8 protein-coding genes are annotated in these 20494 nt (G+C 63.4%); 4 read left to right on the top strand and 4 right to left on the bottom strand.

Translation table 11 applies throughout. The features are described 5' to 3' along the window. Nucleotides 1–95 precede the first annotated feature (95 nt). Together K0H48_RS18390 and K0H48_RS18385 are read right to left on the bottom strand one after the other, a co-directional pair. On the bottom strand, nucleotides 96–1418 hold the full coding sequence (locus tag K0H48_RS18390; protein WP_219268591.1) for an ATP-binding protein: 1323 nt from the start codon (nucleotides 1416–1418) through the stop codon (nucleotides 96–98). After that, nucleotides 1418–2098, bottom strand: a complete 681-nt coding sequence (locus K0H48_RS18385; RefSeq protein ID WP_017134987.1) for a response regulator transcription factor — start codon at nucleotides 2096–2098, stop codon at nucleotides 1418–1420. The genes K0H48_RS18390 and K0H48_RS18385 overlap by 1 nt, the downstream gene beginning before the upstream one ends. Before the next feature lie 163 nt (nucleotides 2099–2261). On the opposite strand from K0H48_RS18385, the gene dsbD reads away from it, so the two are divergent. Genes dsbD through dsbG form a run of 3 tightly spaced genes read left to right on the top strand, consistent with a single transcriptional unit; the run spans nucleotide 2262 to nucleotide 5577 of the window. Further along, a complete protein-coding gene (dsbD, locus tag K0H48_RS18380; RefSeq protein WP_219268590.1) occupies nucleotides 2262–3989 on the top strand; it encodes a protein-disulfide reductase DsbD in 1728 nt (575 codons plus the stop codon). Next, the gene (locus K0H48_RS18375; protein WP_069788106.1) at nucleotides 3989–4840 is read left to right on the top strand and encodes a TlpA disulfide reductase family protein; all 852 of its coding nucleotides are present in this window, start codon (nucleotides 3989–3991) and stop codon (nucleotides 4838–4840) included. The genes dsbD and K0H48_RS18375 overlap by 1 nt, the downstream gene beginning before the upstream one ends. Continuing rightward, nucleotides 4816–5577 (top strand): thiol:disulfide interchange protein DsbG, encoded by a 762-nt coding sequence (gene dsbG, locus K0H48_RS18370; RefSeq protein ID WP_065911508.1) that lies wholly within the window; start codon nucleotides 4816–4818, stop codon nucleotides 5575–5577. Before K0H48_RS18375 ends, dsbG begins: the two co-directional genes overlap by 25 nt. Nucleotides 5578–5694: 117 nt before the next feature. On the opposite strand, the gene K0H48_RS18365 is transcribed toward dsbG, so the two are convergent. Beyond that, complete coding sequence (locus K0H48_RS18365) at nucleotides 5695–18585, bottom strand: non-ribosomal peptide synthetase (protein ID WP_219268589.1); 12891 nt, start codon at nucleotides 18583–18585, stop codon at nucleotides 5695–5697. A gap of 51 nt (nucleotides 18586–18636) precedes the next feature. Beyond that, on the bottom strand, nucleotides 18637–19389 hold the full coding sequence (locus tag K0H48_RS18360) for a thioesterase II family protein (protein ID WP_219268588.1): 753 nt from the start codon (nucleotides 19387–19389) through the stop codon (nucleotides 18637–18639). Nucleotides 19390–19689: 300 nt separating this feature from the next. Between K0H48_RS18360 and K0H48_RS18355 the strand changes: the two genes are divergently transcribed. After that, on the top strand, nucleotides 19690–20241 hold the full coding sequence (locus K0H48_RS18355) for an RNA polymerase factor sigma-70 (protein ID WP_005789991.1): 552 nt from the start codon (nucleotides 19690–19692) through the stop codon (nucleotides 20239–20241). The last annotated feature ends 253 nt before the right edge of the window (nucleotides 20242–20494 follow it).

Here is a 20494-nt window from a genome sequence, read left to right as displayed (position 1 = left end):
GTCATTCAGCCCGTTCAAACGCAAAAAAATTACCGCCATCCTGAAGGTATGAATTTCAGGCTGGCAGTAACTATTTAGTGTTTGAAGAAAAGTGTTCAGCGCCGCAGCGGCATGCCCAAGTCGACCCGCAGGCCATCAGGTTGGCTGTCGAATTTGAGCGAGCAGGAGCAGCGCTGCACGATGGCCTGCACGATCGCCAGGCCCAGGCCACAGCCCTCGCTGCTGCCATTACGCCAGAAACGTTGGGTCAGGTACTGCAGGTCTTCGGCAGAAATCTGCTTGCCATGGTCGCGCACGCGAAAGACCACCGTGTCGGCGCTGGTGAACACATTCAGCTCCACACGGGTATCGCCCGGCGTATGACGCAGTGCGTTATCCAACAGGTTACGCAAGGCCGCTACCGCCAGAGCCACCGGCATTTCCACCGGGGCTTGCGTGAGGTTGTCCGCCAGGATCAGGTCAATGCGGCGGTTATCGCCCGCATTGGCGTCCTGAATCGCCAGCCGCGCCACTTGCTCGGCGCTTGATTGCAAGCCATCGTCAAACGACAGGCTGCCCTCGACACGCGCCAGCAGCAGCAATTGCTCCAGGGTGCGATGCAAGCGGTCGGCGCCCTCTTCGGCGTGGGCCAGGGACTGGTCACGGGCCGCGCCGTCGGTCATGCGGGCCACTTGCAGGTGGGTTTTGATCGCCGTCAGCGGGCTGCGCAGTTCGTGGGCGGCATCGCCGGTCAGCCGGCGCTCGCGCTCGATGGTCTTGGCGATGCGCTGCAGCAGCTGGTTTTGGGTGTCGAGCAGCGGTTTCAACTCGCTGGGCAGCGGGTGAATCTGCAGCGGTTCGAGGGAATCGGCACTGCGGCGCATCAAGGCATCGCGCATGCGGTTAAGCGGCAACAGGCTTTGGCCGATGCCCAGCCATAGCAGGCACAAGCAACCCAACAGGGCCACGCCCACCGGCACCGAAGCCGCCAGCAGGATCGACAGGTTCAGCGCCTCGCGCTCCACCTGACGGTCGGCGGTGGTGATCAGCAGGTCACCACGGGACAAGGTGAAGCTGCGCCAGCCCACACCGTCGATCATCTGGTCGCGAAAACCGCTTTTGCGCGACTCCAGGCCTTCATCCGGGGTCATGTGGCTGCGCGCCAGGATTTCCCCGCGCAGGGAGCTGACCTGACAAGCCATGCCGCCTGGCACGTTGAGTTGTTCAGTGCGCAAATGCGTAGGCGCGCCGCTCACACTGGCCAGGCCCGGCATCTGCTCGGTCAGCCCGGCCACCATGCGCGCCGATGCCACCAGGCGCTGGTCGAGGGAAAACATCATCTGGTTGCGCAGATCGTTGAGCATCCAGGCGGCAGCCAGGACCCAGATCAACACAAAAGCAGCGCCCAACTTGAACGTCAGGCGCAGGCGCAAACTCATCACGACGCGTCCTCTCCCCCATCCGCCGTGCCCAGGCGATAACCCAAACCGCGCACGGTTTCGACGATGCCATTGCCCAATTTGCGGCGCAGGTGGTGGATGTGTACGTTGAGGGCGTTGCTTTCCAGTTCGTCGTTGAAGCCGTAAACGCTGTCCTTGAGCTGTTCGCTGGACAATACGCGGCCCTTGTTATGCAGCAGCGCCTGCAGCAATGCTTGCTCGCGACGCGACAGGTCGACCGGCTGGCCGGCCAGGAAAGTTTCGCGGCTGCTGGGGTCGTAGGCCAGTTGGCCATGTTCGATCAGGTTGACCCGGCGCCCTGCCACCCGGCGCAGCAACGTTTGCAGGCGTGCGGCAAGCTCGCGCAGGTCGAAGGGTTTGAGCAGGTAGTCGTCGGCACCGGCTTGCAGGCCGTCGACACGGTTGGTGACTGAATCACGCGCGGTAAGGATCAGCACTGGGATTTCCAGGCCCTGGCTGCGCTGTTGTTGCAACAACTTGAGGCCGTCTTCATCGGGCAGGCCGAGGTCGAGCACCATGATGTCGAACGTGGCGGCCTTGAGCATCGCGCGTGCGGCGGCGGCCGAAGCCACGCGCTCGACGGTAAAACCCTGGGCGCCAAGCCCGGCCACAATGCCGCTGGCGATCAGTTCGTCGTCTTCACAGACCAGTACGTGCATGGTTAACCCTTCATGAAAGATGGGGGAATTAAAGGTCGGGCGGATTAAGCGCCGATTATGCCGTGAAAACCGACACGCTCAGTTTAGAATAGCGCCCGGTTAATCATCGGTTAATCAACACCACACATTGTGTGCCTAACTTGCATCGAACTAAGGCTTGACCATGCGGTATCTGTTTACCTTTCTGCTGGTGTTATTCGCAGGGTTCGCCCAGGCCGCGCCGGGCAATCCATTCGAGACCAAACCCGATTTTTTGCCGGTGGGCAAAGCGTTCACCTTTACCTCCGAGCGTCTTGAAAGCGGCGAAACCCAGCTGTATTGGCAGATTGCCGACGGATATTACCTTTATCAGCAGCGCATGAAGTTCGACGGCCTGGCTGAAAAACCCGTGCTGCCGCAAGGCGAAGCCCATAGCGATGAGTTCTTCGGCGAGCAGCAAGTGTACCGCCAGGGCCTGGAAGTGAAGATCCCGGCCGGCGCCACCGGCCAGCTCAAGCTCGGCTGGCAGGGCTGCGCCGATGCCGGCCTGTGCTACCCGCCGCAATCAATCACTGTAGACCTGGGCGGCAACCCGGCTGTTGCGGCGACCGCGCAAGCTCAAGACCAAAGCCTGGCCAGCGGCCTGCAACAGCGCAGCCTGGGTTGGAGCCTGCTGGTGTTCTTTGGCCTGGGCCTGCTGCTGGCATTTGCCCCGTGCTCACTGCCGATGCTGCCGATCCTCGCGGGCCTGGTGGTCGGCAGCGGCGCCAGCCCCCGTCGCGGCTTTGCCCTGGCCAGCAGCTATGTGGTGTGCATGGCGCTGGTGTATGCGGCGCTCGGCGTACTGGCCGCGCTGCTGGGCGGCAACCTTGCCGCCCTCCTGCAAACGCCGTGGATCCTCGGCAGCTTTGCCGCGCTGTTTGTGATCCTGGCCCTGCCGATGTTCGGCTTCTTTGAACTGCAACTGCCGGCCTTCCTGCGTGATCGCCTGGACAACGTCAGCCGTCAGCAAAGCGGTGGCAGCCTGGTCGGCGCCGGTATTCTCGGTGCGCTGTCCGGCCTGTTGGTCGGCCCGTGCATGACCGCGCCGCTGGCGGGCGCCCTGCTGTATATCGCCCAGAGCGGCAACGCGCTGCACGGTGGTTTGATCCTGTTCGCCATGGGCATCGGCATCGGCATCCCGCTGTTGCTGCTGGTAACCGTGGGCAACCGCTTCCTGCCCAAGCCGGGCACCTGGATGAACGTGCTCAAGGGCATCTTCGGCTTCCTGTTCCTCGGCACTGCCGTGCTGATGATCCGCCCGGTGGTCGGCGAAAGCCTGTGGCTCGGCCTGTGGGGCGCCTTGGCGCTGGTGATGGCCTACTGCGGCTGGACACTGGCCCGCGAATACGGGCTGGTGGCCAAGGTATTCGGCGCCGGCTCGCTGGTGCTGGGCCTGTGGGGCGCGCTGCTGGTAGTCGGCGCGGCTGGTGGCAGTGACGACCTGTGGCAACCGTTGAAGGTCTACAGCGGCTCGAAGGTCGCTGCTGCGCCGAGCGCCCACGACGCGTTCATGACCATCAATGACCCCGCCGTGCTGCAAAGCCAGCTCGACAGCGCCAAGGCCCAGGGCCAATGGGTGCTGGTGGACTACTACGCCGACTGGTGCGTGTCATGCAAGATCATGGAAAAACAAGTTTTCGGCCAACCCCAGGTGATGGACGCGCTTAAAGACGTGCGCCTGTTGCGCCTGGACGTTACCGCCGACAACGCCGCCAGCCGCGAGCTGCTCGGGCGCTACAAGGTGCCGGGGCCACCGAGCTTCGTTTGGATCGGCCCGGACGGTGAAGAACGTCGCGCCCAACGCATCACCGGCGAAGTGGATGCCGCCGCCTTCCTGCAACGCTGGACGCAAACCCGAGACGCACGCTGATGCTGACCCTGACCATCGGTACGTTCGCCATCGCCCTGAATCACATCCTGCTGATCAGCGCGCTGATCCTCGCCACGCTGGTGGGCTGGCGCGTGGCCAAGCGCGGCGGTGAGAACCCCGAATCGGTGCTGTTCAGCCTGTTCCTGCTGGGCATGCTGGTGGCACGCTTAAGCTTTGTACTGATGTACTGGAGCGACTACAGCCACGACCCACTGCAAATGGTCGATTTGCGCGACGGCGGCTTCCTGCCCTGGCCCGGCGTGATCGCGCTGGTGCTGGGCGCCGTGTTCTACGGCTGGCGCCGCCCGGCCATGCGCACGCCGCTGAGTGCCGGGGTGGTCACCGGCCTGGTGTTCTGGGGCCTGACCAGCGTGTCCTTGAGCCTTTACGACAAGGGCTCGCAACTGCCGGACATCACCTTGCGTAACGCCAATGGCGACGTGGTGCAACTGGCCGATTACAAAGGCGGCCCGCTGGTGATCAACCTCTGGGCCACCTGGTGCCCGCCGTGCCGCCGCGAGATGCCGGTGCTGGAGCGCGCGCAACATCAACGGCCGGACGTGACCTTCCTGTTCGTCAACCAGGCCGAAAGCATGCAAAGCGTCAGCACCTTTCTCGCCACCCAAGGCCTGACCCTCGACAACGTGCTGTTCGACGCCAGTGGCCGTCTTGGCCAGGCCGTGGGCTCCATGGCCCTGCCGACTACTTTGTTCTACCAAGCCGACGGGCGCCTGATCAACAGCCACCTGGGCGAGCTGTCCCAGGCCAGCCTGGCCCGTGCCATGGAACCCTTCGACACTGCCCCTGCTGCCACAAGGAAACCGACATGCCAAGACTCCGCCACCTGCTGACCCTGCTGCCGCTGACGCTTGCGGCCACACTGGCCCAGGCCGAAGACTGGCCGGCGCCGATCAAACAGATCGAAGCCAAGGGCGCCAAGATCCTCGGCAAGTTCGACGCGCCCAGCGGCCTCACTGGTTACGCTGCGCAATACCAGAACCGTGGCATGGCCCTGTACCTGACCGCCGACGGTAAAAGTGTGCTCGCCGGTAACCTGTACGACGCCCAAGGCAATGACCTGAGCAGCGCACCGCTGGAAAAACTGGTGTACGCGCCGATGGCCAAGGAAGTCTGGGCCAAGATGGAACACAGCAACTGGATCCAGGACGGCGACAAAAACGCGCCGCGCATCGTCTACCTGTTCAGTGACCCCAACTGCCCGTACTGCAACATGTTCTGGGAACAGGCACGCCCGTGGGTCAAGGCCGGCAAGGTGCAATTGCGCCACATCATGGTCGGCATCATTCGCGAAGACAGCCCAGGCAAATCTGCCGCGCTGCTGGCTGCCAAAGACCCGCAAAAAGCCCTGGAAGCACACGAAGCCGCCGGCAAGGGCAGCAAATTGCAGGCGCTGGACAAGATCCCGGCAGATATCGAAGCCAAGCTGGATGCCAACATGAAGTTGATGGAAGAGCTTGAACTGTCGGCAACACCGGCGATTTTCTATCGGGATGACAAGGGCGGCTTGCAGCAACAGCAAGGCGCGCCGTCGCCAGACAAACTGGTGAAGATTCTCGGGCCGAAATAGCCCATCAGATCGTTTCCCACGCTCTGCGTGGGAATGCCTCAGGTGACGCTCTGCGTCACGCTTTGGGACGCAGAGCGTCCTGGGCTGCATTCCCACGCAGAGCGTGGGAACGATCAGTTACAAACCTTCCAACTCCGCCATCAGATCACTCAAGCGATCCACCTTCTCCTCACTGATCTCATTGGCCGCCAGCCCGTCGATATACTCGGCCAACTCCGCCACCGTGCTGCATTCGAACATTGCCCGCAGCGGCACATCGCGTTGCAGGGTTTTCTGCACCCGCGAAGCAATCTGCGTGGCCAGCAACGAATGCCCGCCCAGCTCGAAAAAGTTGTCCTGCACGCCCACCCTCTCGACCTTCAGCACCTCGGCCCAGATCGCCGCCAAGGTGGTTTCCAGTTCGTTGCGTGGCGCCAGGTAATCCTGGCTGTGCAACTGGCCAATCTCCAGTGCCGGCAGTGCCTTGCGGTCCAGCTTGCCATTGGCGTTCAGCGGCAGGCGCTCGAGCCACAGCCAGTGCAGCGGCACCATGTATTCCGGCAGCTCCGTGCGCAGGCGTTGCTTGATGCGGTCCAGGCGCTCGGCTGGGTTCAGCGCTGCATCCGTCGCCACCAGGTAACCCACCAAATGTTTGCCGTTGACGCCTTCCTGCACGCCGACTGCCGCATCCCGCACTTCCGGCTGTTCATGCAGGCGCGCTTCGATTTCACCCAGTTCGATGCGGTAACCACGAATCTTCACCTGATGGTCGATACGCCCGACGTATTCCAGCACACCATCGCTGCGCCGACGCGCCAGGTCGCCGGTGCGGTACAGCCGCTCGCCCGACGCGCCAAACGGGTTCGGCACAAACACTTGGGCGGTGCGCAATGGGTCGCTGACATAACCACGCCCTACGCCCGTGCCGGCCACACACAACTCGCCCACTGCCCCTTGCGGCACCAGTTCCAGCGCACCGTCGAGCAGGTACAAACGGTTGTTGTCGGTCGGCGTGCCAATCGGTAGATAGGTGCCACGGGTCGACGCCAGGTCAACGCGGAAGAACGCCACGTCATCCGAACACTCCGCCGGGCCATAAGCATTGACCAAACCAATCTGCGGGTAACGCAGCAACCACTGGTGCGCCAGCTCCGGCGGCATCGCCTCACCCGTCGGCAGCATCCAGCGCAAGCCATCCAGGCTCATGCGCTCCTGGGCCAGCATGCCCTGGATCAGCGACGGCACACTCTCCAGCACGGTAATACCTTGGGCCTGCACGTGCGCCAACAAACCCTGCGGGTCATGGGCGATGGTGTTCGGCACAATATCCACCCGCGCGCCAAACAGCGGCGCGGCGAGGAACTGCCACACAGAAATATCGAAGCTCTGCGAAGCGGTCTGGGCGATCACATCCGTCTCAGTCAGTTGCAGATACGGCACCTTACTCAACTGGTTATTGAGCATGCCGCGCTGCTCGACCATCACGCCTTTGGGCAAGCCCGTGGAGCCGGAGGTGTAGATCACATAGGCGAGGTTATCCGGCGCACTGTAGATGCCGGGGTTTTCGCCACGGCCGGGCACTTCTTCCCATACCAGCAACTGGCAGTCGGTGCCGTCGAGCAACTCAATCGCCTGCTCGCGGCACGCCTCGGTGCACACCAGCAACGGCGTGCGGCTCAGGTCGATGATGCGGCTCAGGCGCTGGCTTGGCAGGCCTGGGTCCAGTGGCAAGTAACCGGCTCCGGCCTTGAAGCTGCCGATGATCATGCCGAGCAAATCCAGGTTACGCTCGGCCAGCAGCGCCACCGGCTGATCCAGCCCGACACCGGCCTCGATCAGCGCGTAGCCCAGGCCGTTGCTGCGACGGTTCAATTCATCGTAGGTCCATTGCTGGTCGAGGCAACTGGCAGCGATGCGCTGCGGATGTTGCGCCACCTGCACTTCGAACAACTCGACATAGCTGCGTTCCAGCGGGTAGTCATGCTCACTCTGGTTACAGCCGTCGACCAGGAACGCCCGCTCCTGCTCGCCGATCAGCGGCAAGTCCGCCATGTCGCCATGGAAGCCCTGCACCAACGCCAGCAGCAGGCGCTTGAACTCGCCGAGCATGCCTTGCACGGTGGTTTCATCGAAATAGCGCTGGTCGTAGGACAGGTGCAAGCCGAGGTCATCGCCCGGATAACACACGGCCGTCAGCGGGAAGTTGGTGTGGGTGCGGCCGGAGTCCGAGGTGGCATTCAGGCTTTGCGCACGGTCCAGCACCGAGACTTCCACCGGTGCGTTTTCAAACACGAACAGGCTGTCGAACAGCGGCTGGCCTTTAGGCAATTCGCTGTGTTCCTGGATAGTCACCAGCGGCAGGTATTCGTATTCACGCAGTTGCATATTGCTGTCGAGCAGGCCGCTCAGCCACTGGCGCACACTGCAAGTCTGGTCGTCTTCCGGCAGTTTCACCCGCAGCGCGATGCTGTTGATGAACAGGCCGACGGTGCGTTGCATCTCGGGCATTTCCACTGGGCGCCCGGCCACCGTGACGCCGAACAACACGTCACGATCACCGCTCAAACGCCGCAGCACCAAGGCCCACGCCGCCTGGGCGAAGGTGTTGACGGTGAGTTGATGGGCCTGGGCCAATTCACGCAACTGCGCGCCGTCGCGGGCATCCAGGCGGGTGTAGCAATCGCCCACCACCATGCCGCCACTGTGGCCTGCGTGTTCACGCAGGAATGGCCGGTCGCTCGGGATCGGCGTGGTGCGCTCAAACCCTTGCAGGTTCTGCTGCCACCACTGGCGCGCTTCATTCAGGTTCTGGCGTTGCAGCCAGGCAATGTAATCGCGGTAGCGTGGCGGCGTGGCCAGTTGCGCCTCACGGCCCTCACCCAGGGCCATGTAGATGTCGAAGAAATCATTCATCAGCAACGAGCGGCACCAGGCATCGATCAGGATGTGGTGGTTGCTCATCATGAACCAGTAGCGCGCCTCGCCCACGCGGATCAGCCGCAGGTGGAACGGCGCCTGGTTGAGCAGATCAAACCCGGCTTCGCGCTCGGCCTTGAGCAAGGCTTGCAGACGCGGCTCCTGTTCGGCTTCGGGGTCATGGCTCCAGTCCAGGTATTCAATCGGCGTGCTGCCCGGCTTGTGGATCACTTGCAGCATGTCCTCGCCGACGTTCCAGCAGAACGACGCACGCAAGGCTTCATGCCGGGCGATCACCGCCTGCCAGGCCTGGGCGAAACGCTCGGGGTCCAGGGCGCTGTTGATGCGGTAGCGGTCCTGCATGTAATAGAGGCCGGTGCCCGGTTCCAGCAAGGTGTGCAGCAGCAGGCCTTCCTGCATGGGCGTCAGCGGGTAGACGTCTTCGATGACGTGGGCCGGCACCGGCAGGCTGTCGAGCTGTGCCTGAGTCAGGTGCGCCAGCGGGAAGTCGGACGGCGTGAGGCCACCCGCCTCGTCGTTGAGGCAATGCTCAGTCAGGCTTTGCAGCTCCGCCACATAGGCATCGGCCAGCTCACGGATGGTCTGCTGGTTATGCCGCTCACGGCTGAAGGTCCAGCGCAGCACCAATTCGCCGCCGTACACCTGGCTGTCGACACTCAGCTCATTGGGCAGCGGCGCATCCGGGTCGTGGGCCAGGCCCGCCGACTCATCCAGCGGATGAAACAGCGCATCGGCGCCGAAGCTCTGGTCGAACTGGCCGAGGTAGTTGAAGGTGATCTGCGCTGTCGGCAGCGCGGCCATGGCCTGCTTGCACTGATCGTCCGCCAGGTAACGCAGCACGCCATAACCCAGGCCTTTGTGCGGCACGCCGCGCAGTTGTTCCTTGATGGCCTTGATCGAGTCGCCCTGCCCGGCTTGCGGCGTCAGGCGCAACGGGTAAGCACTGGTGAACCAGCCAACGCTGCGGGTCAGGTCGATTTCATCGAACAGGGTTTCACGGCCATGGCCTTCCAGTTGGATCAACGTCGAGGCGTGCCCCGTCCAGCGGCACAGCACGCGGGCCAACGCCGTCAGCAGCAAGTCATTGACTTGGGTGCGATACGCGCTCGGCGCCTGTTGCAGCAACTGCCGCGTGTGTTCGGCACCGAGGCGCACGCTGACGGTTTCAGCCTCACGGTTGCGCAGTGAACCCTGTGGGCGCTCCACCGGCAACGCCACTGCCGGACCGGCCAGTTGCTCTTGCCACAGGCTCAATTCTTCGCGCAGGGACTCGCTGCCGGCATAAGCGCGCAGACGCGCCGCCCAATCGCGCAATGCGCTGGTCTTGGCCGGCAGGCTGACGGACTGGCCGTCGCTCAGCTGGCGGTAAACCGTTTGCAGATCCTCCAGCAATACGCGCCACGATACGCCGTCCACCACCAGGTGATGAATCGCGATCAGCAGGCGTTGCTGGCCTTGTGGGCCGTCCACCAGCAAAGCCCGCAGCAACGGGCCATACTCAAGGTCGAGGCTGCGTTGAGTGTCGGTGAACAGTGCGGTGCAATCCTGCATATCGCGCACTTGCGCCTGCATCAGCACGCCGCCTTGGGGCACGGCCAAGTGCTCGGCATGCCAGTGTGCGTCGCGCTTGGAGAAGCTCAAGCGCAAGGCGTCGTGATGCTCCAGCACCGCCAGCAGCGCTTGCTCCAGGCGATGGGGCTCGAGCAATTGCAGCGGCTTGAGCAGCAATGCCTGGTTCCAGTGCTGACGGTTGGGGATCTCGGTATCAAAGAACCAGTGCTGGATCGGCGTCAGGCCCGAGCTGCCGGTAAGCAGCCCCTGTTCGGCAGTCACTTGCTCCGAGCGCGTGGCCACGGCGGCCAGGGTTTGCACGGTCTGGTGCTGGAACAAATCCCGTGGGCTGAAATGAATCCCGGCCTGCCGCGCACGGCTGACCACCTGGATCGACAGGATCGAGTCACCGCCCAGTTCAAAGAAGTTATCGTCCAGGCCGACTTGCTGCACGTTCAACACCGCGCACCAAATGGCCGCCAGGGTTTGCTCCAGCTCATTGCGTGGCGCCACGTAGGTTTGGCGATTGGCCTCAGGATCCGGTTGCGGCAAGGCGCGGCGGTCGAGTTTGCCATTGGCAGTGAGCGGCATGCTGTCGAGCACGATCAGGTGCGCGGGCACCATGTAGTCCGGCAGTTGCGCCTTGAGGTGCGCCTTCAGCGCTTCGCGCAAAGTGGCAGGCTCGGCGTCGCTGACCAGATAGGCCGCCAGCTGTTTACCACTGGGTGAATCCAGCGCCAGCACCACGGCTTCGCGCACGTCCTGGTGCTCCAGCAGGCGCGTTTCAATTTCGCCCAGTTCAATACGGAAACCGCGAATCTTCACTTGATGGTCGATACGGCCCAGGTACTCCACCAACCCATCGGCGCGTTGCCGTACCAGGTCGCCGGTACGGTACAAACGGCCGCCATTGACTGCGAACGGATCAGCGACAAATCGCTCAGCCGTCATGCCCGCACGCTCGTGATAACCCTGGGCCAGACCCGCGCCGCCCACATACAGTTCGCCCGTCGCGCCTTGTGGCACCAGCGCCAGGTCGGCGTCGAGAATATAGGCCACGCGAGCGCCGATGATGCTGCCGATCGGCACGCTGGCGGCGCCCTCTTCCAACACCTCCGGCGCCAGGCTGGCCAGCGGCATCACCACGGTTTCGGTCGGGCCATAGGCGTTGAAAAACAGCTCGGGCTGGAACGCCGCACGGATACGCTGCAAGTGTTCGCCGGTCAGCGCCTCGCCGCCGGTGATGCACATGCGCACCGGCAACGTCTGTTGCTGGGTCGCCAGCCATTGTGCCAACTGGCTGCCATAGCTTGGGGTAAAGCCGAGAATATTGATGCCATGGGCGCGGATCAGCGCGCAGATTTCTTCGGCATCCCATTGGCCTTGGGCACGCAATACCACCTGCGCACCACTGAGCAACGGCACCAGCAAACGCTCGGTGGCGGCGTCGAAGTTGATGGAGTAGAAGTGCAGTTCGCAATCATCTGGGCGCATGCCAAAGCGCTCGATCACGGCCTGGCAATGCATGGCGATTTCAGCGTGGGACACCACCACGCCTTTCGGCTTGCCGGTGGAGCCGGAGGTGTAGATCAGGTACGCCTGATGTTGCGGCAGGCTGATAAACGGCAGCTCGTCGGCGGGGTAGTTGGCCAACACCGGCAAGTCATCTTCCAGGCACCAGCACGCCACGGTGGCAGGCAGCTCGCCAAGGGCTTCGAACATCGCCGCATCACTGAGCAGCAGGCCGATGCCGCTGTCTTCAATCATGTAATGCAGGCGGTCGAGCGGGTATTCCGGGTCCAGCGGCACATAAGCGCCGCCTGCCTTGAGGATCGCCAGCAGGCCGATGACCATTTCCAGCGAACGCGGCAGCGCCAGGCCGACCCGCACCTGCGGGCCAACGCCGCGCTCACGCAGCATCCGCGCCAGGCGGTTGGCGCGTTCGTTCAGTTCGCGATAGCTGAGCGTCACCCCGGCAAAGGTCAACGCCGCTGCATCCGGGCGAGCCACGGCTTGTTGGCTGAACAGTGGGTGAATGCACTGATCCAGACGGTGCTCGCCCGCCTCGATACCCAGGCTGCTCTGCAATGCGCGCTGCTCATTGGCCGTCAGCAAAGGCAACTCGCTCAGTCGCTGTTGCGGGTTGGCGATCAACGCTTCCAACAGGTTTTGCCAATGTTCGGCCATCCGCGCAATACGCGGCTCGTCGAACAGATCGGTGCTGTAGGTCAGGCAGCAACCCAGGCGATGGTCGAGGTCGGTGACTTCCAGGTTGAGGTCGAACTTGGTCGCCCGCGCATCGTTGACCAGGTATTCGACGCTCATGCCCGCCAGTTGGCGGCTCTGCTGGAACTCCCAGCGCTGCACGTTGCACATCACCTGGAACAGCGGGTTATACGCCGCGCTGCGCGGTGGTTGCAGGGCTTCCACCAGATGATCGAATGGCAGGTCCTGGTGAGACTGGCCGTCGATCACGGTATGGCGCACCTGCTCGAACAACTCGGCCACATTCATCTGCCCATTGAGCTGGCAACGCAGCACCTGGGTGTTGAGGAACGCGCCGATCAACCCTTCGCTTTCCGGGCGAATACGGTTGGCCACCGGCGCGCCGATGCGCAGGTCGGTCTGGCCGCTGTAGCGGTAGAGCAACACCGCCAAGGTGGCGGTCATGGTCATGAACAAGGTCAGGCCACGCTCGGCGTTGAAGGCGCGCACGCGAGCGGCCAAATCATCGCTCAGATCGAAGCGGTACAGCTCGCCTTGATGGCTTTGCACCGGCGGGCGTGGGCGGTCGGCGGGCAGTTCGAGCAAAGGATGCTCATGGCCCAGTTGCGCGGTCCAGTAATCCAGTTGGCGCTGGCGCTCACCCGACTCCAGCCACTGGCGCTGCCACACGCTGTAGTCGAGGTATTGCACCGTCAGCGGCGCCAGCGGCGAGTCGCGTTCGTCGATAAACGCCTCGTACAGTGCGCCGAGTTCACGGGCAAAGATGTCCATCGCCCAGCCTTCGGTGACGATATGGTGCAGGGTCAGCACGAAGTAGTGCTCCTGCTCACCGGCCTTGACCACGCAAGCGCGCAACAGCGGCCCGGTTTCCAGGTTGAACGGCGTGTGCGCTTCCTGATCGGCAAAATCTTGCAGGCGCTGCTGACGCTCAACCTCGGTGAGCGCGGAGAAATCCTGCCAATCCATGCGCAAGCCGGTTTGCGCCGCGACCTTCTGATACGCCACGCCATCGACGCTCGGGAAGGTGGTGCGCAGGGTTTCGTGGCGCATGATCAGTGCCTGCAAGGCCGCCTCAAAACGCCCCACGTCCAGCACGCCGCGCAGGCGCGCCATGCCGCCGACGTTGTAGGCCGGGCTGTCGGGCTCCATCTGCCACAGGAACCACATGCGCTGCTGTGAATAGGACAGCGGCACCGGCGCGCTGCGGTCGACCCTGGCGATAGCGGTTTGCTGATTGCGCTGGCCAGACGCCTGGATCACGCCCACTTGCTCGGCAAACGCACCCAGCTCGCTGGCTTCGAACAAGGTGCGCAACGGCAACTCGACGTCGCAGGCCTGGCGGGTGCGGGAGATGATTTGCGTGGCCAGCAACGAGTGGCCACCGAGGGCAAAAAAGTCGTCGCGCAGGCCGATACGTGGCAAGCCCAGCACTTCGCGCCAGATCGCGGCGATTTGCTGTTGCAGCGGCGTTGCAGGCTCGATGTGCTCGCGGGTTTGCCACACTGGGTCCGGTAAGGCGCGGCGGTCGAGTTTGCCGCTGGGGCTCAGGGGCATGGCGGCCAGGCGCATCAGCAAGGCGGGCACCATGTACTCCGGCAGCTCAGCGGCCAGGGCGGCTTTTACGTCCTGCTCGGCAAGCTCCATCTGCGCGGTGTAGTAGCCGATCAGTTGTGCATCACGCACCAGCACCACGGCTTGGGCGATGCCGTCCAGCGCCAGCATCCGGGCCTCGATTTCTTCGGGTTCCACACGGAACCCACGCAGCTTGACCTGCTGATCAAGGCGACCGAGGTATTCGAGCACGCCATCGGCGCTCCAACGCACGCGGTCGCCGGTGCGGTACAGGCGGGTGCCGGGTTCGCCCAGCGGATCGGCGACAAAACGCTCGGCGGTCAGCCCGGCGCGGCCTAGGTAACCGCGCGCCAGGCCGATGCCGCCGATGCACAGTTCGCCCGGCACACCGGCCGGCAATGGATTGAGTTGCTCGTCGAGCACGCGGCAGATCACATTGCCCAGCGGCCGGCCGATGGGCGAGCGCTCGCCATCCGCAACCTGGCAATGCCAGTGGGTCACGTTGATCGCGGTTTCGGTCGGGCCATAACGGTTGTGCAGTTGCACCGCCGGCAACTGCGCCAATACGCGGTTACGCAGCTCGGCAGGCAAGGCTTCGCCGCCGGAGAACAGACGTCGCAGGCTGGTGCACTCAGCCACCAGTGGCTCGTCGATAAACAGCTGCAACAGCGGCGGCACAAAGTGCAGCGTGGTCACGCCGTGTTCCTGTACGAGCTGCGCAATGCGGTGCGGGTCGCGATGCTCACCAGGGCCGGCCAGCACCAAACGGCAACCGGTGATCAGCGGCCAGAAGCACTCCCACACCGACACGTCAAAACTGATCGGTGCCTTTTGCATCAGCACATCGGTGTCGTTCAGTTGATAAGTGGCCTGCATCCACTGCAAGCGCTCGGCCAGGGCCGCATGGGTATTGCCCACGCCTTTGGGCTGGCCGGTGGAGCCGGAGGTGTAGATGACGTAAGCGAGGTTGTCGCCATTCAAGTGCAGGCCCGGCGCCTGGGTCGGCCAGCTGTCCAGGTGCAGGCTGTCCATGGCGATCACGCACACGCCCTCGGTGGCCGGCAGCAGTTCAAGCAGTGCGGTTTGGGTCAGCAACAGGTGTACGCCGCTGTCCTTGAGCATGTAGGCCAGGCGGTCGGCGGGGTAATCCGGGTCGAGCGGCACATAGGCGCCGCCGGCCTTGATGATTGCCAGCAGGCCGATCAGTAGCTGTGGCGAACGCTCGGCGGCGATGGCCACGCACACATCCGGGCCGACGCCTTTGTCGCGCAGGTAGTGGGCCAGGCGATTGGCCTGGGTGTGCAGTTGGGCGAAGCTCAGGCTGCCGCCCTGCCAGACCAGTGCGGTGTTGTCCGAGACCTGTTGGCTGAGCAACTCGGGCAGCCACTGCTGGGCCGGGGCACACGGAGCTTCGCTCCATGGCTGCTGCTCGTCTGTGTGCATCAGCTTGAGGTCGCCGATGGCGTGCTCCGGCTGCTCGCACACCGCTTGCAGCAGGCTGACGAAATGCTCGGCCAGGCGCTGGATGGTCGTGCTGTCGAACAGCTCATCGGCGTAGTCGAACGCCAGGCTCAAGCGCCCGTTACGGTCTTCTTCAGTGTGCAGTTGCAGGTCGAACTTGGCTTCGCGGCTGTGCCATGGCAGCTCATCGGCAAGCATGCCCGGCAGGCGGCGCAAGGCGCTCAGGTCGCGCTGCTGGTGGTTGAACATGACCTGGAACAGGCCTTGTTCGCGGGCCTGGGGGAAGGCTTCCAGCAGTTGTTCGAAGGGCAGATCCTGGTGGGCCTGGGCGCCCAGCGCAGCCTGGCGCGTTGCAGCCAACAGCTGATTGAACGGCAGGCGCCCGTCCAGCTCAACGCGCAGCACCAAGGTGTTGATGAAGAAGCCAATCAGGCCTTGGGTTTCCTGGCGCGGGCGGTTGGCGTTGGGCACGCCGATGCGAATATCGCGCTGGCCGCTGTAGCGGTAAAGCAGGCTCTGGAACGCCGCCAGCAACAGCATGAACGGGGTGGAATCATGGGCTTGCGCGGTCTGGCGAACGGCTTCGCTGAGCGTCGCGTTCAAGCGCACGCTATGGCGCGAGGCACTGTGGGTGTGCTGCGCAGAGCGTGGATGGTCGGTGGCCAGGCTCAGGGCCGGGTGCTCATCACCCAGTTGCGCCTGCCAATACGCCAATTGCCGCTGGCCTTCGCCTTCGGCCAGCCATTGGCGCTGCCAACTGCCGTAATCGGCGTATTGCAGGGCCAGTGGCGGCAGCTCCAGGGTTTGGCCTTGGGTCGCGGCGGCATAAAGACGCGAGAACTCGTCGATCAGAATGTTGAGCGACCAACCGTCGGCGATGATGTGATGCAAGGTCACCAGCAGTTGGTGATCTTCATCGTCCAGGCGCACCAGCGTTACCCACAGCAACGGGCCTTTTTCCAGGTCGAACTGGGTGCGTGCTTCGTCCTCGCGGATTTGCTGCGCGCGGGCTTCGCGTTCGGCGGTGGGCAGGTCGCTGAGGTCGATCACTTGCAGCTCGAAACCCGTGTTGGCCTCGACACGCTGGAAGGCTTGGCCATCGCGCTCATAGAAGCGTGTGCGCAAGGCTTCGTGGCGCTGGATCAACTGCTGGAAGCTCGTACGCACCGCGTCTTCATCCAGCTCGCCGCGCAAACGCAGGGCGCCGGGGATGGTGTAGGCGCTGCTGTGCGGGTCCAGTTGCCAGGTGATCCACAGGCGGTTCTGTGCCAGGGATTGCGGCAGGTCGTCCTGGCGTGACAAGGCCTGGATCGCGCCTTGGGCAATGCCGCCGTCTTGCTGCAACTGCGCCACATGGGCGGCGAACGCCGAGAGCGTCGGCGCTTCGAACAGCAGGCGCAGGTTCAGCTCCAGGCCCAGGGTTTCACGCAAGCGCGCGACCACTTGGGTGGCGGTGATGGAGTTGCCGCCGAGCAGGAAGAAATGGTCATCGGCCGCCACCGTTGCGACCTGCAATTGCTCGCACCAGATCGCTGCAATTTGCTTTTGCAGCTCGGATTCAAGCAGCGCATCGCTGGCCTGGGCTTGCAGATTCGGGAACTGCGCGTAGCTGTCGAGGCTGCCATCGGCATGGCGAAGCACGCAGGCCGAACGCTGCACCTTGCCGCTGGAGGTCTTGGGCAAGGCGCCGGGGTTGAGCAACACCACCACGCTCGGGGCTTCTTGATAAGCCTCGGCCACGGCTTGGCGAATCGCCTTGATCAAGGCCTCGGGCGGCAGGATTTTCTGCACGCTGCGGCTGATTTCTGCGGCAATGCCAATGCCTTCCAGGCCCTGGTCCTGCACGGCAAAGGCGGCGACACGGCCCTTGCGCACCAATTCGACTTCGCGCTCGACGGTCTGCTCAATGTCTTGGGGATACAGGTTGTGGCCGCGCACGATCAGCAGGTCTTTGAGGCGGCCGGTGATGTACACCTCGCCGTCGCGGATAAAGCCCAGGTCGCCGGTGCGCAGCCAGGTGCGACCGGCGTGTTGTACAAAGGTCTTGGCGCTGGCTTCGGGGTTGCGCCAGTAGCCGTGGGCGATGCTGGGGCCGGCGGCCCAGAGTTCGCCGACGCTGTTGTCGGGCAGTTCGGTAAGCGTGTGCGGATCGACGATCAGCACCGCGTGTTCCGGCTGGCGTGTGCCGCAACTCATGATTGCGCTGCCCTGCCCCGGTTCAGCGCGGTTGGCGGCCAGCGCCTGCTCATCCACACGCAACGCGGGGATGCCTTGGCCACGGGTGCCACCGGCGACAAACAAAGTCGCCTCGGCCAGCCCGTAGGAGGCGAAGAAATTGTTCGGGGTAAAACCACACGCGGCAAACTTCTCGGCGAAGCGTTCCAGGGTGTCAAGGCGGATCGGCTCGGAGCCCGAATAGGCCACGCGCCACTTGCTCAAGTCCAGGCGTTCCAGGGCCGTTTCACTGACCCGCTCACTGCACAGCCGATAGGCGAAATCCGGCCCGCCGCTGATGGTGCCACCGTATTCGCTGATCGCTTCCAGCCAGCGCAATGGCCGGCCGAGGAAGTACGCCGGCGACATCAACACACAGGGCACGCCACTGAAGATCGGTTGCAGCAAGCCGCCGATCAGGCCCATGTCGTGGTACAGCGGCAGCCAGCTGACGATCACGTCATCCGGGTTCAGATCAATGCCGAAGCCGCGACGGATCAGCACTTCGTTGGCCACCAGGTTGCCGTGGCTGACCTGCACGCCCTTGGGTAGCGCGGTGGAGCCGGAGGTGTATTGCAGGAAGGCGATATCGTCCGCTTGCAGCTCGGGCTCGACCCAATTGCCAGCGCTCTGCAGGGTATCGACGCTCAACACCGGTGGCGCGTTTTCGATCTGCGCCAGGCCGTCCGCCAAGCTGGCGATGGTCAGCAGCAGGCGCGGCTCGGCATCGCTGATGATCGACAGCAGGCGCTCCTGATGGTGACGTTTGGTGGATTCCGGCGGATAGGCCGGCACCGCGATGACCCCGGCGTACAGGCAACCAAAGAACGCCGCGACGTAATCCGGGCCGCTGGGGAACAGCAGCACCGCACGGTCACCCAATGCCGCATTGGCCTGCAAGGCGGCGGCAATGGTGCGGGCGCGCTGGTCGAGGTCGCGGTAACTGAGCACAACGCTGTCGGCGGCGGATTCGGCAAGGAAGCGCAGGGCCACCTGGTCCGGAGTCTGCGCGGCGCGGCGTTGGAGGGACTGGACCAGGGTGCGGGGAAGTTCGAAGGCGTCCATCATGGGGTTCCTGCCTGAAATCGGCTTACGGGAAAATCGGGAATTAGGGCCGTGCTAAACGGCTGCCAGTTGGCGCGCCACATCATTGCGCCAGCGGGCCAAGTGCTCGTCGGCATAGCGGCGCAGGCAGCGCAGCACCGCGCTCTCGTGCTGCACGAGGAAGAAGTGGTGGCCGTCGAACATGTCGAGGGAAAAGCCGCTGGCGGCATCCAGCTGCCAGTCGAGCAACTGATCGGCGCGCACACTGTCCTGCTTGCCGCCAAATACATGGATCGGCATGCCCAGCGGCGCGCGCTCGCCATAGGTGAAGCTGCCGCACAGCAGGAAGTCGGCGCGCAAAATCGGCAGCATCAACTGCATCAATTCCGGGTTGCCCAGCGCCTCTTCGGCGGTGCCCTGCAGCTCGCGCAGGCGGGCGATCAATTGCTCGTCGGTCTTTTCGATGGCGTATTCGCTGACATCGCGGCGTGCCGGGCCGGCGGTACCGGAGGCAAATAGCGCCAGCGGCGCAGGCAGATTGCGTGCCTTCAGGGCATGCGCCAGTTCAAATGCCAGCAGGCCGCCGAGGCTGTGGCCGAACAGTGCATAGGGACCGCTCAGGTCGCGACTGATTTCCTCCGCCAGTTGCGCCGCGAGGGTTTTGATATCGCGCTGCAACGGCTCATCCATGCGCATGCCGCGCCCCGGCAACTCCAGCGGGCACACCTGCAACCAGTCAGGCAGCGCCCGCCGCCAGCGTGCATAAACCATCGCGCTGGCACCCGAATAGGGCAGGCAGAACAGGCGCAATCGCGTGGAAACGCTCATTGATCGCGGTCTCCAAACTGAAACACGCTGCCTGCACGATAAAAACCCATTTCGCCCTCCTGCGGGTGCTGATCCTTGGCCGTTTGCTAACGGACCTGTCACCCAGAAGAACGGACGGCCCCGGCAAATAATTAGTCGTTGGGGCTAAGCGAGAAGTGGTTCACACCGAACAAGAAAGCATAAGATTAGTTCGCCTTCTCATTTGACAATCATTATCATTCAGCATAATTTGTTGCCCGATGTGTAGGAGGCCTCAGCAAGGACGCCCTCCCCTAACTCTTTCGCGACAAGGTGATTTCCATGACGGAACAAGTATCCACAGGCAGGTGTGATTCACCCCTTTTGCAGGCATTCGTCGACAATCGACTTATTTTGGTGAAGATCGCCGCCCGTATTACCGGTTGCCGCTCGCGCGCCGAAGACGTGGTGCAGGACGCCTACTTCCGACTGCAATCGGCGCCGACCATCACCTCGTCATTCAAGGCTCAATTGAGTTATCTGTTCCAGATCGTGCGCAACCTGGCGATCGATCACTACCGTAAGCAGGCCCTGGAGCTGAAATATTCGGGGACGGAAGAGGAAGGCTTGAATGTGGTCATTCACGGCGCTTCACCGGAAACCTCGCATATCAACTTCAACACCCTGGAAAACATCGCCGACGCCCTGACGGAGCTGCCCCAGCGCACCCGCTACGCGTTCGAGATGTACCGCCTGCACGGCGTGCCGCAAAAAGACATCGCCAAGGAGTTGGGCGTGTCCCCAACCCTGGTGAACTTCATGATTCGCGATGCGCTGGTGCATTGCCGCAAGGTATCGGGCAGCCATAGCGATACGTTTGCGCGCAGGGTGTGAAGCTGTGGGAGCTTGGTTGCCTGCGATGGCGGTTTTTCGGTGTGTATATCCATTGCTGCGGTAACGGCTGCTTAGGGTTCCGCCCTGACGGCGGGTCACTTTTGTAAAGACACAAAAGTAACCAAAAAGTCACGCCCCAACACTCGGTGCCTCGCTATGGCTCGGCATGCCCGCAATCCGCCAGTGATTTGGGGGGCCGCCGCCACGCGCCATCCATGGCGCGGGGCGGCTAAACCGGCATCCCTGCCGGTTT

The organism is Pseudomonas sp. Xaverov 259 (assembly GCF_019352915.1).
Lineage (GTDB): Bacteria > Pseudomonadota > Gammaproteobacteria > Pseudomonadales > Pseudomonadaceae > Aquipseudomonas.
Note: the sequence above shows the minus strand (reverse complement) of the source record. Positions and strands in the feature narration are given on the sequence as shown.

Coding starts and splice junctions, on each gene's coding strand:
- K0H48_RS18390 (WP_219268591.1), bottom strand. CDS start 1,418: ATGAGTTTGCGCCTGCGCCTGACGTTCAAGTTGGGCGCTGCTTTTGTG.
- K0H48_RS18385 (WP_017134987.1), bottom strand. CDS start 2,098: ATGCACGTACTGGTCTGTGAAGACGACGAACTGATCGCCAGCGGCATT.
- dsbD (WP_219268590.1), top strand. CDS start 2,262: ATGCGGTATCTGTTTACCTTTCTGCTGGTGTTATTCGCAGGGTTCGCC.
- K0H48_RS18375 (WP_069788106.1), top strand. CDS start 3,989: ATGCTGACCCTGACCATCGGTACGTTCGCCATCGCCCTGAATCACATC.
- dsbG (WP_065911508.1), top strand. CDS start 4,816: ATGCCAAGACTCCGCCACCTGCTGACCCTGCTGCCGCTGACGCTTGCG.
- K0H48_RS18365 (WP_219268589.1), bottom strand. CDS start 18,585: ATGATGGACGCCTTCGAACTTCCCCGCACCCTGGTCCAGTCCCTCCAA.
- K0H48_RS18360 (WP_219268588.1), bottom strand. CDS start 19,389: ATGAGCGTTTCCACGCGATTGCGCCTGTTCTGCCTGCCCTATTCGGGT.
- K0H48_RS18355 (WP_005789991.1), top strand. CDS start 19,690: ATGACGGAACAAGTATCCACAGGCAGGTGTGATTCACCCCTTTTGCAG.